Below are 16,631 nucleotides of genomic sequence, written 5' to 3' on the forward strand. Positions count from 1 at the left end.
TTTTAGTAGTATGTTTTGTACTTTATTTAAATCTATTTCACAATTGGAAATTTGACGGAAAACACCGTTCCTTTTCCTGGTTGTGATGTAAAAGTGATGTGTCCTTTATAAGTCTCTACAATGTTTTTAACCATCCCCAGACCCAAGCCCATTCCGCTTGATTTTGTGGTAAACTTTGGTTCAAATATTTTTTCTTTGAACTCTTCTTCTATGCCAATTCCGTTATCAGCTACACAAAGTTTAGCAAAATCCCCGTCGGACGAAACTGACACTACAATTCGAGGCTCGTCAACTTCCGGAATGGCCTGTATGGCATTCTTGACCAAGTTGGTAACTACACGTATCAATTGGGTACGGTCTAATTTCGTTATAATTTCTTTTTCCTCCGAAATAAAATGAATGTAATCTTCATTAAAAATATCCAAAGCCAAACGTACAATCTCAACTATGTTTACCGTTTCATTCTGTTGAGCTGGCATTTCGGCAAAGTTGGAAAAAGCAGAGGCAATACTACTCATGGTATCTATTTGCTGAATGAGCGTTTTTGAGAACTCGGCAATTTTAGTATCTATATTGGGATCCTGTGGGTCAAATTTTCGTTCGAAACTCTGAACGGTAAGGCGCATTGGAGTAAGCGGGTTTTTAATTTCGTGAGCCACCTGTTTTGCCATCTCTCTCCAGGCCTGTTCTCTTTCACTACGGGCCAATTTTACGGCACTATGCTCCAACTCATCTATCATGGCATTATAAGAGGTTACCAATTTTTCTATTTCCTCGCTAGGATTGTCAATCAATATTTTATGGTTGCTTTTCCCTAAATCAGTCCTGTCCAACATATCAGAAATGGTCTGAAGAGACCGAGTAATGTATGTAGATATGAAATAGGCTAAACCTATAGCAATTAACAACATAAGAAAATAAACCCCTCCTAAACGCAAAAGAAATTCCCTGAGCTCCATGTTGTTGAACGAATCGTCTTCGTAGTAGGGCAGGTTCAAAATACCAATTGGTTTAAATCTCTTATCAGTGATATACGTGTAGGACGCTTTATAGTTATCACCAGCCAATGCTTTCTCGTCTACAAACCTTTTATTTGGACTAGACCCTAACTTGAATAATATGTAAGGGCTCAGACAATTTGATATAGAATCTACCTCGAACTTAGCTCTGGAAGTTTTAATCAACTGCCCCTCTAAATCGTATATATTCAACCGTTGATTTTGCACATTGGCAATCTCATAAATCTCTTCATTAAAAATTAGACCTAGATTTTCGGTAGTAACGGGGTATGTGGTTTTCTTAAGAACATACTCCAAACTCTGCCTTACCTGTTCTTCTTTACGCTCTAAACGGTTTGAATGGTAGTCTTCTGATTGTTCTTTATACTGGTAAACAGTTACGCCTGCAATCAAAATAGAAGCCACGACCACAAGAAGGATCATAGATAGGAAGATGCGTGATCTTAGCGAAAATTTTGTAAGCAAAAGACTGGAGTTTACTCAAAGGTAGCAAATATCACACCATTCTACGCATGCTTATTAACTGCTTAAAATGGTTTCGATTTAATGTGTTGAGAATGTCTTGCCTAACATATAACTATTCTACGCCTCAGGGTTTTTAGACCTGATTCTATTGTACAATTTAATACCTAACATCAATAGAATACCAAGTACAATAATACCTATAACACCAAAAATCCAATTAAAAGCACTTTTGAGAATAACTAAAAATACGACAGCAAACAAAATAAGAGTAGCTCCCTCATTGTAAATACGCATGAACTTAGAGCTATATTTTATCTCATCTCTTTGCAATTGCTTAAAGATTTGATGCGATTTTAAATGGTAAACAATCAATAATACAACAAATGCGAGTTTTACATGCATCCATGGTTGTTCTAACCAAACTGGTATTAAAATTAATAACCAAATACCAAAAACAGTTGCTAGTACGGCCGAAGGCCATGTTATAATAAACCAAAGTCTTTTAGTCATTAGCTTTAGCTGTTTGGTAAGAATTTCTTTTTCAGGAGAAGATTTAGCCGAAGCTTCAATATGATAAATGAACAACCTAGGAATATAGAACAACCCGGCGAACCATGTAATCACAAAAATAAGATGCAATGCTTTAATGTATTGGTACACTGGTTCTAGCTTTAAGTATTATCGCCTCAAAGTTAGGAAAAACAAGAATTTCCTCCCTAAAAAGACGGTAAGGTTTCTATCTTAAAATATCATATATCTTTAAGTGCACTGGATCTATAGGTTGTATGATATCTTCTTTTTGTGGAAATTCTTGAAAAATATACTTCAGATTACCAGTTTCGTCCAAGACCAGAAATTTTGGCGATTCAGGTATTGAAATATTATCAATATACCATGAAATGCACTCGTTCAAAACAGGGAAATCCGCTCTTTTAGCTATACCCGCCATATTTCCATTTTTTGCTATAAGTGCCACAGCGTTGTACTCCCCTGTATTAACCAAAGCATTCAATGATTTTATATGTGCTTTTCTTACCTGCGCGGCATCTTTATAGAGACCCACTACTGTATATTTTCCTGAGAATTTTTGTTTTGAAATAGAACTTCCGGTTATGTCACTAAACTCAAAATCCGGTAAAGGCTTTCCTAAAAAATCAAATACCCTATAAACTTCTTCTTCCTCGTCCTCCTGCAAAACAACAATAGAAATATTCTCAATAATACTATCTTTTGAAGTTACACGCTCAAAAGTTTTATACGTAACTATTTGCGGATCGTACTCTTGTGCAATAAGCGCCAATCCTTCTTTAAAAGTAGCCTCATCGACCACGTCATTTGCTATTTTAAAAAATTTTTGGGCTACTATTTGTTGAGTGCAGAATAGAATGGCGAATACTAAAAAAGTGGGGATGTTTTTCATGGTTGGTATGGCATGCGAATAGACTTATTTTTGCTATTCATTTCCTTAAATGTAATAAAAATGAACGTATTACAAAAGTAGCCTTAATTAGCCCAATAAATTGCAGTAATGCGTATTTTAGAGCTACCCATATAAAACAGATATTTTGAAAATTACAAAAAACACATTGACTCCAGAAGATTTGGTTACGCTACGTTCAGCTAAGCTAAAAATGGAGCAAATAGGCTGGGCCATGCAAGGACTGAATAAAATGGGTAACCTTATAGACAGTCGTATTCAATTGTTGCCCCAAAAGCAACGCAACTGGTTACAGCAAATTACGTATAAAGTGTTGCATACCGTAGTAAAGACAAATTTAATTTCGATGAATAAAAAAGTCAAAACTACGCCCATGAACAATTTATACAAGGCGCTGGTAACTTCCTCTGGCGCCATTGGTGGAGCATTGGGGGCAAGTGCTTTTGCAGTAGACCTTACATTAGCCACTAAACTCATGATGCGCTCCATTATGGATATCGCCCGCAGCGAGGGAGAGGATTTAAATTCCCTTGATTCACAGTTAGCCTGTTTACAAGTTTTTGCTTTAGGTGGAAAGAGCAAACATGATGACAATTTGGATACCGGCTATTATGCTACAAAATTAGCCATAAGTTCTGCGGTTAAAGGCGCTAGTGGAATTGCAGGGAAAACTGTAACCACTTTACTGAACACCACGGGCAACCCCCTACTACAATTAATAGCTCAAGTAGCATCTAGATTTAGCGTACAGGTTTCAGAGAAATTTGTAGCCCAAGCCATACCTATTGTAGGCGCTGCAGGAGGTGCTACCATTAATCTTGCCTTCATTGATCACTTTCAAAATATGGCGCATGCTCATTTTAGCATTAGAAGGCTGGAACGCAAATATGGCGAAGAGCTAATTAGATTACAATATGAAGAACTGTCCGTTGCAAAAATCTAATGTCTCATAAACTTCTTATGTAATTTCATTACATTTAGACTCAACTCAATTTCAACACTATGAAAATTAAAGTCCCCTTCGCCCGTAAAGCAAACGTGAAAATAACTGCGACCTTGCTATTTTTATACGCAACACTCACAATTCAAGCCCAAGATTTTTTATATGGCGATGCACTCCCCGACGCACCTAAATTAGCAGAAAGAGGAGACTACACCGTTGGAGTGCGCACACTTAACTTGGTCCATAAAGACCAAGTAGATATATTAAACTCAAAGGAGGGCAAAGACCCTATGTATGACCGACCACTTACCATAGAAGTTTGGTATCCTTCTGAAGCTCCGGCAAACAAAACAGCTACAGTTTCTTATGAAGAGGTAATGGGTACCAGAGGTGATTCATTACGCCCATTGGTTCCTTTTTCTTTTAAAGGTAGAGCTTATCGGGATGCATCAGTAAAAGCAAATGAGGGTGGATATCCTTTAATAGTAGTATCTCACGGATATGTAGGTTCTAGGTATCTTATGACCTACTTAACCGAAAATTTAGCCTCAAAAGGGTATGTGGTGGTTTCAATAGACCATACGGATTCAACTTTTAAGGATGCCAATGCTTTTCAGAGTACATTGCTCAACCGTGCAAAAGACATCAAATTTGTAATTCATACTATTGCCGAAAAAGGAGGCTCTTCATCAGAAGACCAGCTTTCAGGGATGGTAGATTCTGAAAATATTGGTATCGTTGGATATTCTATGGGAGGTTATGGTGTACTTAATGTTGGTGGCGCCGGTTATAGTGATGGTATGACTGCTTTCTTTGGACAAATGACAGGTGGAAGCTCTGCAATTTCTACCTTAGCGGCTAGTAATACCGAATATCAAAAACAAGTAGACCCAAGAATCAAAGCGGTTGTTGCCTTTGCCCCATGGGGAATGGAACGCGGTGTATGGGATGCTAATGGACTGGCAGGATTAAAAAAACCAACATTATTCGTGGCTGGTGATCAAGATGATATTTCGGGTTACGAAAAAGGTATTAAAGCAATTTTTGAAGGTGCTGTTAACGCAGACCGATATATGCTTACCTATAAAAATGCGAGACATAACGTAGCTCCAAACCCTCCGCCAGCAGAGGCTTTACAGCCAGGTTTACACATTGATGAATACTACAGATATGCAGAACCTTCTTGGGATCAGCGAAAAATCAATAACATCAACCAACACTTTCTTACTGCTTTTTTGGGAACCCACTTAAAAGATGCTGATTACGCCGAGTATTTGGACGTTCCTGTGGAATCTAATGAGAAAGATTGGAATGGCTTCAAACCTAGATCATCAACAGGTATGCAGTTGATGCACGCTAAAGCTGCAGAAGCCAATATGAAACAATAATACAATTGAAAATTATAAGTCGAGAAGAGGCAGAATCTATGTCTCTTTTTCGACTAAAGTATTCCTAATCTCCCTTCTAAGATAGAAACCGGTTACAATTGTAGCTAACACATCTGCTATTGGAAAGGAAAGCCAAACTCCTAGTTCACCTAAGTAATCAGGCAAAATTAGAATCAGTGGAATAAAAAAGAAACCTTGTCTAGATAAGGTGAGTAACAATGCTGGAATTGCCTTTCCAATCGCTTGAAAATAGGCTGCGCCAATCAATTGTAACGCAATAATAGGGGTTGCTGCGAACACCAAACGCATAGCTAAAGGTATATGTTCCAAAACATAAGCATTCGCTGCCAAATCACCGGCCGATTGCCCTGCTCTATCACTTAAAAACAATGATGCTATTTCTTGTGGAAAAATCATGAGCCCAACAAATACCAACGCTGCCAGTAATGAAGCATATTTAATGGCGGTTATAATTGATTCTCGTACCCTTTGGTATTTTTTTGATCCATAATTAAATCCGGCAATAGGCAAAAACCCTTGAGTAACTCCAAACACCGGAAACAGAGCAAACATTAACATACGTCCTATAATGGCATAAACAGCAACCATTGCCTCACCTCCAAGGTCAAAAAGTATATTGTTCATCAAAAGGTAAACTACGCTTGTGGTTGCTTGACGCGACAACGTAACAAAGCCTAAAGAACCAATTTCTTTAATAATAGGTAACTCCAGCTTAAAACAGGCTGGCTTTAGTTTCAGTTCAGATTTATCGGAGAGAAAAAAGTAAAGTATGTAGGACGCACATAGCACATACCCAATGGTTGTAGCCCAAGCGGCACCTTCCATTCCCCAATCAAATATATAGATGAACACATAGTCCATCAAAAGGTTACCAATAGAAGGGATAATCATTGCAATCATTGCAAATTTGGGTTTCCCCTCTGCACGGATTACCGTATTCCCCATCATACAAAGCGCTAAAAAAGGCACTCCATAAAGCACAATGGTATAGTATATTTTTGCAGGTTCAAAAATGGTTCCTTTTCCTCCAAAAGCAGGAATTAGCTCATCAACATAATAAAGCCCCAGCACTACCATTATAATAGTGATCAGCAAAGTTAAAGTGATTTGATTGCCAAAAGTCTTTATGGCTTTGGCGTGGTTATCGGCCCCAAGTGCTCTAGAAATAATACTAGACCCACCAATACCAATGGACATGCCCAGTGCGGCAATAAAAAAAGAAACTGGTAATACTACGTTTATAGCTGCAATGGCAATAGAGCCTATCCAATTGCCAACAAAAATTGAATCGACCAAAATATTGAGCGACATTACTAAAATACCAATAGAAGCGGGTAAGGCCTGTTTCACCAAAAGCTTCCCTATTGGTTCCGACCCTAATTGTTCTGCAGATACTTTAGCCATTTTTAATCAATTAGACGTTGCACAAGCCGTTACACTATCTTACGCGGGCAAAGCACCCGTTTTTTGCCAGTCTTTAATCCAATTGGCCATAACCTTTACCCAAGCATCACTTTCGTTCAAACAGGGTATATGTTTGTATTCTTTACCACCAGCTTCCTGAAATTGATGTTGTCCTTCCATGGCAATTTCTTCTAGTGTCTCTAAACAATCAGCAACAAATGCCGGTGTAATTACTGCAAGGTTTTTTATACCCTCTTTTGGAAAACGTTCAAATTCAAAATCTGTATATGGCTTTAACCACGGATCATTAGGAAGACGCGATTGAAAAGAGTTACTCACTTTATCCGCAGGAAGGTTCAAATATGCCTTTACAGATTCGGTCGTATCAAAACACTGGTGACGATAGCACGTATTATGTGCTACAGAGTTCGTTTGGCAACATTTGCCATCAATTTTACAATGAAATCGCGTTGGGTCTGACTTACGAATATGTCTTTCCGGAATTCCGTGATATGAAAACAGAATATGGTCATAATCAAAACCTTCCAGGCTTTCGGCAATTCGTTCTGAAAGAACGCGTATGTACTCCGGGTTTTTGTAAAAAGCAGGAAGCGTAGTAAGTTTCATATTAGGGAAAAGCTTTTCTTGCTCTTCCATAACTTTTACTACCACTGTTTCATAGGATGACATGGCATAATGCGGATACAAAGGAACTAACAAAACCTCATCTACACCTTTATCGTTTAATTCTTTCAAAGCACCTTTTATAGGCATGCTACCGTAACGCATTCCCAAAGCTATAGGAATATCTGAATGTTCTTTTACCTTATTAGCAAACCGTTCCGAAAGGACGATTAGCGGAGAACCTTCTTCCCACCAAATTTTAGCATAAGCTTCCGCAGATTTTTTAGGACGTGTTTGCAGAATAATTCCGCGAACCAAAATATTACGTAACCAATTAGGCACATCGATCACGCGTTCATCCATTAAAAATTCATCTAGATAAGGCTTAACATCCTTTGCTGTAGGGCTGTCTGGAGAACCCAAATTAACCAATAAAACTCCTTTCATAGTGTAGCAATACTTTTTTGGTTTGTAAGACAAGCTATTTCACGGCAGAGAACTTTCAGCTTTAAGTGAATATGGCTATCTTCAAATGCCCATTTACTTGGACAATTGTATTATTTTAACAAAAATAAGCCTTGAAACTTATCTAAACTGCATGTTATTAAAATACTTTTTGATGCTGTTATAGATAACATCAATTATATAAGCGATTTAGACCTGTTGGATTAAAAAAACAAACTAATATTACTTCTTGAACCATCTGTTATGTTGAACGATTTTTTTAATGAAAACTACAAGTCCCTTCTTTTACTTTTAGGGTCATTGACCGTATTACTGGTCGCTTATTTTGTATTGCTAAAAATACTTAGAAGACTTGGAAAAGACCCAAAATACTTAATCCCTCCTTCTTCAGTAAAAAAGGTTAGTACGCCTATTATCCTTATCTTACTTTCAATATTACTACGAATGGGCTCCTTAAGGCAATTACTGGGCTTAAACCACTTTGAGTACTATTTTAGAAAAACCAGTACGTTACTTTTTATTTTTGCTTTTACCTGGCTCATCATCCAAGTGATTAAAATAGTAAAAGAGCATGTCATGCACACCTACGACATGAACACCACAAACAATTTGCGCGCCCGTAAAGTTGCTACGCAGTTTAATATATTAGAACGAATTGTCATTTTTATCATAATTATCCTTGCTGCAGGAATAGCTCTTATGAGCTTTGATAACATTCGAGAAATTGGGGTAAGCATATTTGCTTCTGCAGGTGTTGCAGGTATTATCATTGGTTTTTCTGCTCAAAAAATGATCGGCACCATTCTGGCCGGTATCCAAATTGCCATAGCACAACCAATCAAATTAGACGATGTTGTAGTAGTTGAGGGAGAATGGGGCCGTATTGAGGAAATTACGCTTACCTACGTCGTAGTACAGATTTGGGACAAAAGGCGATTGATACTACCTACAACCTACTTTATCGAAAAACCATTTCAAAACTGGACAAAAACCTCTTCCGATATTTTAGGCACCGTTTTTCTTTACACCGACTATTCCGTTCCTTTTGATGAGCTTCGGAAAGAACTAACTCGAGTTCTAGAAAATACTGACCTCTGGGATGGTGAGGTTAATGTTATTCAAGTTACCGATTCAAAAACGAATTCTGTTGAAATTAGAGCCCTTGTAAGTGCTAAAGACTCACCTACTGCATGGGACTTACGAGTTCTTGTTCGTGAAAAATTAATTACCTTCTTACAACAAAATTATCCTGAAAGCCTGCCACGTACCAGACTGCGTTTAGAAAATATGGAAGCTGCAGAAAATACAACCCCATAATAGCCGTTATACCTTAAAACCTATATTTATTTTAACGGTTTATAGGGATATATTGCTCTAGGCACTTTTCTACTTTTGTATAAAGCTCCGATTTTCAGGCACATGCCAGAAGTATTGAGTAATCCCTCACCAAAAAAGCATTTATGCGACTCGTATCGATTTTTCTTTTGCTTATTTCTTTCTCGGGCCAGGCCCAAGAAAAAAATAGTCTTCTATGGGAAATTTCAGGAAACGGCTTAGAAGAATCATCGTACTTGTACGGTACCATGCACGTTAGCAAAAAAATTGCTTTTAGGCTAGATGATGTCTTTTTTGATGCTTTGGATAAAAGTGATATGGTTGCCCTAGAATCAGATCCAGGTCTTTGGCTTGAAAAAGAAAATATAATAGGATCTACACCATACGGATCCGAAGCCGGTTTTGTTACCAGAGGTTTTTATGCCCGATCTTTTAAAGTAGAAAATCCTAGAAAAGAGATATTGGGTGCATATTTAGCCTACGAAGACCGCATTGTGAACAATATTCTATACCGTACCAATGAGTTTTCTCAGAATTTTGAAGAGGAAACCTATCTTGACATGTTCATTTATCAAGCAGGCAGAAAATTCAACAAGCCTATTATTGCCTTAGAAGACATGGAAGAGTCTGCCGCTCTCGTAGGCAGGGCCAGTCTAAATGCTGTCAAACAAAAACCGGACGAATGGCTTCAAAAGAAAATGCAGCAATCAGACCCTTTGTTCTTGCTTCAAGATGCATACAGGGAACGTAACATAGCTTTATTAGATTCTATTGACCGAGCTATGTATACACCGCATTATATGAAAAACATGTTGTTCATAAGGAACGCTAACATGGCCAAACGTATGGATTCTGTTATGCGAAAAGGAAAAGTCTTTACAGGTATAGGTGCAGCACATTTACCGGGAGACCAAGGTGTTATTTCACTCCTGCGAAAAAAGGGCTATACCGTAAAACCCTTGTTATCAAAAGCGACTTCTAGAGGCAAAAAGCTAAAACTTAAATTTGAACAAAAGAAACGCGAAAATGAATACAGTACCCATGGTCCTGAGGATAATTTTTTCAGTGTAGCCCTTCCTAATAAGTTATATCCTATTTCTGATATTGGTAAGACCACCTATGTCTCACCAGACTTGGCAAACGGTAGTTTTGTGGTTATTAATAGAATTCCTACCTACTCTTTTCTAAAGAAAGATGCCCTATTTTCGTTAGAGGAAATAGACAAACTCCTTTTTGAAAACATTCCTGGTAAAATACTAGAAAAAAAGGCTATTAAAAACGGTCAGTTTAGGGGACTTGATATTAAGAACTTATTAAAAAATGGAGACTGCCAACGGTATCAGATTTTTGAAACACCTTTAGAACTTGTCATCATAAAAATGGGTGGCGAGGGTGATTACGTTACCAAATTTTCGGACACCGTTTTTAATAGTTTAAAGTTTAGAACGGATTCCGTTCAAGGTCCTAAAATAATTTCTTCTATATATGAAGATTTTGAGGTTCAGATGCCCTCACTTTATAGCTTTACAAATCGCAGTAGAAGCGGTAATCGTTGGATTGAAGGTTATGATTCTATTGCTGATAATTATTTCTTTCTTCGTAAATCTGTTTTGAATGACTTTAATTTTATCGAAGTTGATACTTTTGAACTGAAACAAATACAGAAGCGTTTTTATCAGGATTTAAAACTGAAGCCTGAATATGATTCTTACAATGGCAGGAGGCTTACCTCATCTGCTGAAATTGACCACAAGACCAATAAACGCCTATACCTCATGACTGCCTTGCGTAGAGGGGAATACTTCCTGTTAGGTATGGTAGGAGAAAACGAAAAAGAAGCATCCTTGTATTTTGATTGTTTCAATCTAAAAAATAGTAAAGCACAAAAACCTTTTGAAACTGTTATTGACACCGCTTTATATTTCACTACTAAAAGCACCGTGAAACCGCCAAAATTTGTGGAAAGCAGTACTAATTATTATAATGGCGCGCCCAAAACAAAACCATACGACGCGTTTCATAAAAAAACAATTTATAAAAATGAAAATGGCGAGGCTGTTTCTGTAGAACTGAACAAATCTCATGATTTTTTGATGTTCAAGAATTTGGATTCCGCTTGGGCTTTACGCAAGAAACTGTACGCTCATAAAAAATATACCATAATTAACGAAGAGACTAAAAGTTCTACAAAAGGTTACCACGAACTGCAAATGACACTTACAGATACGGCCAGCACACGGGGTGTTTTAGTGAAGAACATTTTGAAAGATGGACTACTTTACGAATTAAAAGGCGTAGTTGATACCGTTGAAAAACCGAGTACTTTCATTACCGAATTCTTTGCCAATTTTGTACCGAAGGATACTGTAATAGGTCGAGATTTGTTTGAAGATAAAGTGCCTGAATTCTTCAATGCACTGGACACTAATGATAGCATTGCTCTTGACGGTTATAGATATATAAAATTCGAAACCAAACATGCCAATGCTCTTAAAAAACATATTTCGGAGTTTGATCTAAGTAAAGGTGAACGGCAAATTCAGCTGCACCTTATACGCGAATTAGCAGAATTAAAAGATATTGACCTTACCGAGTTCTATAAAATTTTTTATGCGAAATCTTATAATAACTCCACCGCACAGGCAGTATTGCTTCAAGAAATTGCCAAAAAATCTGATGAAGCCTCAACAAAGCTATTGTTGGAATTAATGGAGACTGATTTACCTCTGCTATCCAATACATTCAATATCAGCCTTATTTTCAAACCTTACCGAGAGAATTTAGAATTGGCAAAAAAACTATATCCAAAACTATTGGACTACAGTTCAATTCCAGAATACAAGGAACCTATTTTTTCATTACTCTCTGAATTATTGATGACCAATACCATAAAACCCAAACTATATAAAAAGTATAGAACACAGATTTTAAACGATGCCAAAACGCTGATTAAAAGGCAACTTAGTAGGGATATAGTAAATACCCCTAATGATTTTTATAATCCTCGGACTAGTAAAACCAACACCTCATTATTAGAAGACTATGTTATCCTACTATACCCTTTTTACACTGATAGGTCAGTAGAACAATTTTTCAATCAAATTTCATTAATTGAAGACCCAGGCGTACAAGCTACTTACCTAGCCCAGTTACTTAAAAACGGAAAGCCCGTTTCAGAACAGAAGTTAACAGATATGGCTTTGGATATAAACGGTAGGTTGCCTTTGTTCAATAAACTGAAAGAAACGGATATGCTAAGCCATTTTCCTCCTGCATATAATTCACAACAATATTTGGCAGAAGCCCTTCTTTTTGAAGGTTCAAAATATAATCCCGCTAAAGATTCTGTTGTGTTTGTAACCCAGAAATCATTACAATTTAAAGAAAAACAATACACCGGGTACTACTTCAAAAAGCGTAATAAAGAAGATTATGATAAGAATTTTTCTATGTATGTATTGATATTTGAAAATGGAAAGGGATTACAAACCAAGCCTTTTTATGAAAGTGACGCTATGCGTATTGAAGATACGGACCGAGATAAGGATGTTATTGAATACCTCACCGAAGCCTTTGAACTTAAAGACAGAAAACGAGCAGATATTTACAGACCTCATGGCTATGGCATGTATGGCCATCATGGGTTATAAAATTGTATTTTTACATTAAATCCGTACTATGTCCAAATTTGGTCTTTTTTTATTGCTTACTCTAACAAGTACCTTGTGTTTCTCCCAACAGATTACCTGCTCTCCAGCAGATAAACAGGCCGTAGAAAACAAACTCATTGCTATTGACGGGCTTTTAGAAAAAGACTTCGGAAAAACGCTGGTTGCAATTGGGAAAACGTTTATGGATACGCCCTATGTTGCCAAAACATTAGAGATTGGCGATACAGAAACTTTGGTGATAAACTTACAGGGTTTAGATTGTACAACCTACGTAGAAAATGTATTGGCTTTTGGCCTAATATTGAAAAATGGAGAATCCAGCTTTGATGATTTCACAGAGACTCTGGAAAGCGTTCGCTATAAGGATGGTGAGCTTGATGGATATGCCTCTCGTCTACACTACTTTTCAGAATGGATTGCCAACAATGAAAAGAAAGGGTTATTAAAGGATATTACTGCTGAAATTGGGGGTAAGCAAATTACCAAGCCTATTAATTTTATGAGTACGCATCGTGACCTTTATCCTTTTTTAAAGGATGACAAGAATTTTGAAAAAGTAAAGGCTTCTGAAAACTACCTCAACAATCGACCTATTTGTATTTTGGCGCAAGATGAGATTGCAGCCAATGAACATTTAATTCAAACAGGAGATATCATTGCTTTAACAACAGCAATTAACGGATTGGACATTACCCACACCGGAATTGCCACAAGAGAGAAAGATGGACGCATTCATTTACTTCATGCATCAACGGGTTCAATGAAAGTAGAAGTCTCCAAAAAACCCCTTGCTGAATATCTGAAGAAAATCAAGAAAAATACGGGTATTATGGTGGCTAGGCCTACTAATTAACTAATCTAAAATACCAATAAGAACCAACTGCTTAGTTTGTTCTAATCAAAACCTTACGCCCAACAACAGTTATTCCGCTTTTCACCGAAAGTTTCATAACACTCGCCTACTCCATGATAACTGGTACTTTCAATAACGCTTCATTAGACTGACTACTCGGTCGGTTTTATAGACATTGGCCGATTACAAAATTATCGCCCTAAACAATACATCAAACCTCCCAATAAGTGATTCCTAAAGTCGGGTTCGTCATAAGAAGCATTGGCATGACCTCCTGCTGTATAGAAAGCTCTTCCTCCATCATAAGTATGATACCAGGAAAATGGATGGTCAACACCATTTGTTCCTCCTGTATAGGTGGACTCATCTAATTGTATCAAGGGAATAATATCACTATTGATATCCTTAAAATTATACCACTCTTCAGTTCGTACCCAATTGCTAGGTAAATGAGATGTAGAACTATGATTGCGGTTAACGACATTTAATGTTGCTTCCTGTATATCTGGATGCCCATTAAAATAAGCACCTACAAGCTCCCCGTACCAAGGCCAATCATATTCAGTATCAGTCGCAGCATGAACGCCCATATAACTACCTCCAGATTGAATGTATCTCTCAAAAGCAATTTGCTCGCTCGCATTTAAAACATCACCCGTAGTATTTAGGAACACTACGGCCTTATACCTGCTTAAGTTATTGAGAGTGAAATCGGTTGCATCCTCCGTTTGGTCAACTTCAAAATTATTGGCCGCTCCTAATGAATTGAAAGTAGATATTCCTTTTTCAATAGAACCATGACGAAATTCAGCAGTTTTGGTGAATACCAGAATCTTATCTACCGTTTGCTCCTCCTCTAATGTTGAGATAGTGAGCGTTTCACTTTGTTGTGATTCGTTTTGAGCAGCATCCGTAGCCGAAATACTAAAACTATACTCCGTATTTGATGCTAATCCATTTACAACAGAGCTTGTTGCCGTAGCGGCCTTAACTCTTTGTCCGTTTTGGTAGATAATATATTCGGTCACACCAATATTGTCCGTTGCGGTACCCCATTGTAAATTAATACTGTTTTCCGTAATCTCTCCCGCCATTAAACTAGCTGGAATAGATGGTGAAACATCATCTACATACACTTCTGCTTCTGTTGTCAATTCTAATAAAGTGCTTTGTTTTGATTCATTTTGAGCCTCATCTATAGCAGAAACGGAAAATGCATATTCCGTTCCAGCCGCTAAGTTTTCAAACTTATATGCAACTTTAGTTGTCATGACCAGAAACTTTCCGTTCTGAAACACTCTGTACCCAGAGACACCCACACTATCTCTGGATGCTTCCCAACTTAAATCTACGGTAGTATGCGTAATTTCATCTGAACTTAAAGACTGCGGTACTGTGGGCGCGGTTACATCTGTGGCTTTTCTCTCTGCTATTTCCGGTTCGGTTCTAACCAAAACAGGTTCGCTTAGTTGCGATTCATTTTGAGCTTCATCCGTTGCGGAAACAGAAAATATATACTCCGTACTGGCCTCAAGGTTTTCTACGGAATAATTCGGTTCGGTGGTAGTGTCTATTAATTTTTCATCTTGAAAAACTCGATAGTTAACTACACCAATACTATCAAATGAAGCTGTCCAAGTCAGTTTTAGTGAAGAAGAAGTAAGTGTATCAACTGTTATACTTTTAGGTACGGTTGGCGCTATGGTATCTTTAAAAACTACCCTCTCATCTAAAGTCGTGAAATTTAAAGGATCGCTTTTATTCGACTTGTTCCCAAAATTATCTGTTACTGCCACCGATAAACTATATGTTGTATTGGGATTTAAACTTTCGGCTACATACTCCGGTTTAGTCGTATTTGCAACAAGTACACTATCTACATAAACAGTATACTCAGAAACCTGAATACTATCATTCTCTGCAGACCAAGTAAAACTTGCCATGGTAGAACCTAGTTCAGCAACTTGTATATCCTTAGGAGCCTCAAGCACAATACTATCTGTCTCTACATCTTCAATAATGCTAACAAAAAGTGCCTCGCTGCGCATTGATTCATTTTCTGCTGCATCTGAAGCGCTCACTCGAAAACCATATTCAGTACCTTCTTCCAGATTTTCTAACAAGTACAATGTATCAGCAACTTTGGCTACAAATATAGTATCGTTATAAATGGTGTAATTAGTAACACCCACACTATCAGTAGCGGCATTCCATGCTAACTTCATACTGTTCATTTGAATGTCACTTGCATTCAAACCAATTGGAACGGTAGGTGCAATAGTGTCCTGTTCTTGTATATTCTCAAGAGGGGTTTCAACTTCAACAACATTACTTGGTTTTGACTCCTTCCCCGTTAAATCTACTGCTGCCACACTAAATTTATAGCTGTCGCCCGCAATCAGGTCAGTTACTTTATAGGACTTGGTATTGACATTACCAATCTGAAGAGTATCTTGAAATATCCTATATTCTTTAACTACCGATGCATTGATTTCCAATTCCCATGTCAGTTCAACGGAATTTGTCAAAACCTTACCCAAGGACAACAACGGTGATCGTAAAATTGAACTAAAACCTCCAATACTATCATTTTTGACTATCGTATCTTCTGCTATGATAGCCTCTGTAAGCACTTTTATTTGTTCACTGAATTTAGAATTATTCCCAGCAGCATCTGCAGCACGAACCGCAAAAATATATTCCGTAGCCGGTTTTAAATTCTTTGCCACATAGGAAATAATAGAATCACTGACAACCTCTACACTATCTTGGTAAACCGCATATTGAACAACTTTAATATTATCTTTTGAAGCCTTCCAAGTAACGGTTATAGAAGAGTCTGTAACCTGAACAGCTTCTAATTTTTCTGGAGGAAGAGGCGCCTCTACATCTGGCGCAATGGCAACAGTGTCGTCGCTCTTGTCCTTATCACAGGCAATAAAAAATAATAAAATGCACATAAAAAGTGCGGAAAGCAGGCCTACAATGGGTCTTTCTTTCATTTT

11 protein-coding genes are annotated in these 16,631 nt (G+C 37.5%); 5 read left to right on the forward strand and 6 right to left on the reverse strand.

The annotated features are described in order from the left end of the window. Positions 1–32: 32 nt before the first annotated feature. The 3 genes from IWB64_RS05325 to IWB64_RS05335 all read right to left on the reverse strand — a co-directional run bounded on the left by IWB64_RS05325 (position 33) and on the right by IWB64_RS05335 (position 2,904). A complete protein-coding gene (locus tag IWB64_RS05325; RefSeq protein ID WP_194533020.1) occupies positions 33–1,442 on the reverse strand; it encodes a sensor histidine kinase in 1,410 nt (469 codons plus the stop codon). A gap of 159 nt (positions 1,443–1,601) precedes the next feature. Next, positions 1,602–2,144: a CopD family protein gene (locus tag IWB64_RS05330; RefSeq protein ID WP_194533021.1), complete on the reverse strand. Its 543-nt coding sequence runs from the start codon at positions 2,142–2,144 to the stop codon at positions 1,602–1,604. Positions 2,145–2,220: 76 nt separating this feature from the next. Continuing rightward, a complete protein-coding gene (locus IWB64_RS05335) occupies positions 2,221–2,904 on the reverse strand; it encodes a TlpA family protein disulfide reductase (RefSeq protein ID WP_194533022.1) in 684 nt (227 codons plus the stop codon). A gap of 145 nt (positions 2,905–3,049) precedes the next feature. On the opposite strand from IWB64_RS05335, the gene IWB64_RS05340 reads away from it, so the two are divergent. After that, a complete protein-coding gene (locus IWB64_RS05340) occupies positions 3,050–3,865 on the forward strand; it encodes an EcsC family protein (RefSeq protein ID WP_226975812.1) in 816 nt (271 codons plus the stop codon). A 59-nt stretch (positions 3,866–3,924) separates the two neighbouring features. After that, a complete protein-coding gene (locus IWB64_RS05345) occupies positions 3,925–5,253 on the forward strand; it encodes an alpha/beta hydrolase family protein (RefSeq protein ID WP_194533023.1) in 1,329 nt (442 codons plus the stop codon). Positions 5,254–5,289: 36 nt separating this feature from the next. On the opposite strand, the gene IWB64_RS05350 is transcribed toward IWB64_RS05345, so the two are convergent. After that, complete coding sequence (locus IWB64_RS05350) at positions 5,290–6,678, reverse strand: MATE family efflux transporter (protein ID WP_194533024.1); 1,389 nt, start codon at positions 6,676–6,678, stop codon at positions 5,290–5,292. Positions 6,679–6,717: 39 nt separating this feature from the next. Continuing rightward, positions 6,718–7,749: a ferrochelatase gene (gene hemH / locus IWB64_RS05355; protein ID WP_194533025.1), complete on the reverse strand. Its 1,032-nt coding sequence runs from the start codon at positions 7,747–7,749 to the stop codon at positions 6,718–6,720. A 261-nt stretch (positions 7,750–8,010) separates the two neighbouring features. Here hemH and IWB64_RS05360 point away from each other — a divergent pair, with 261 nt between their 5' ends. The 3 genes from IWB64_RS05360 to IWB64_RS05370 all read left to right on the forward strand — a co-directional run bounded on the left by IWB64_RS05360 (position 8,011) and on the right by IWB64_RS05370 (position 13,626). Then, on the forward strand, positions 8,011–9,084 hold the full coding sequence (locus IWB64_RS05360) for a mechanosensitive ion channel family protein (RefSeq protein ID WP_194533026.1): 1,074 nt from the start codon (positions 8,011–8,013) through the stop codon (positions 9,082–9,084). Positions 9,085–9,227: 143 nt separating this feature from the next. Continuing rightward, entirely contained in the window at positions 9,228–12,752 is a 3,525-nt protein-coding gene (locus IWB64_RS05365) for a TraB/GumN family protein (RefSeq protein WP_194533027.1), read from the forward strand. Positions 12,753–12,780: 28 nt separating this feature from the next. Continuing rightward, entirely contained in the window at positions 12,781–13,626 is an 846-nt protein-coding gene (locus IWB64_RS05370) for an N-acetylmuramoyl-L-alanine amidase-like domain-containing protein (RefSeq protein ID WP_194533028.1), read from the forward strand. A gap of 191 nt (positions 13,627–13,817) precedes the next feature. Here IWB64_RS05370 and IWB64_RS05375 read toward each other — a convergent pair whose 3' ends face one another. Then, positions 13,818–16,628, reverse strand: a complete 2,811-nt coding sequence (locus IWB64_RS05375) for a ThuA domain-containing protein (RefSeq protein ID WP_194533029.1) — start codon at positions 16,626–16,628, stop codon at positions 13,818–13,820. Between the last annotated feature and the right edge of the window lie 3 nt (positions 16,629–16,631).

Origin of the sequence: Zobellia nedashkovskayae, from assembly GCF_015330125.1 — a bacterium.
Classification (GTDB): Bacteria; Bacteroidota; Bacteroidia; order Flavobacteriales; family Flavobacteriaceae; genus Zobellia; species Zobellia nedashkovskayae.

Excerpts from the sequence above, each read along its gene's own strand:
- IWB64_RS05350 (WP_194533024.1), bottom strand. The coding sequence starts at position 6,678 with ATGGCTAAAGTATCTGCAGAACAATTAGGGTCGGAACCAATAGGGAAG.
- IWB64_RS05360 (WP_194533026.1), top strand. The coding sequence starts at position 8,011 with ATGTTGAACGATTTTTTTAATGAAAACTACAAGTCCCTTCTTTTACTT.
- IWB64_RS05370 (WP_194533028.1), top strand. The coding sequence starts at position 12,781 with ATGTCCAAATTTGGTCTTTTTTTATTGCTTACTCTAACAAGTACCTTG.
- hemH (WP_194533025.1), bottom strand. The coding sequence starts at position 7,749 with ATGAAAGGAGTTTTATTGGTTAATTTGGGTTCTCCAGACAGCCCTACA.
- IWB64_RS05345 (WP_194533023.1), top strand. The coding sequence starts at position 3,925 with ATGAAAATTAAAGTCCCCTTCGCCCGTAAAGCAAACGTGAAAATAACT.
- IWB64_RS05375 (WP_194533029.1), bottom strand. The coding sequence starts at position 16,628 with ATGAAAGAAAGACCCATTGTAGGCCTGCTTTCCGCACTTTTTATGTGC.
- IWB64_RS05335 (WP_194533022.1), bottom strand. The coding sequence starts at position 2,904 with ATGAAAAACATCCCCACTTTTTTAGTATTCGCCATTCTATTCTGCACT.
- IWB64_RS05365 (WP_194533027.1), top strand. The coding sequence starts at position 9,228 with ATGCGACTCGTATCGATTTTTCTTTTGCTTATTTCTTTCTCGGGCCAG.
- IWB64_RS05325 (WP_194533020.1), bottom strand. The coding sequence starts at position 1,442 with ATGATCCTTCTTGTGGTCGTGGCTTCTATTTTGATTGCAGGCGTAACT.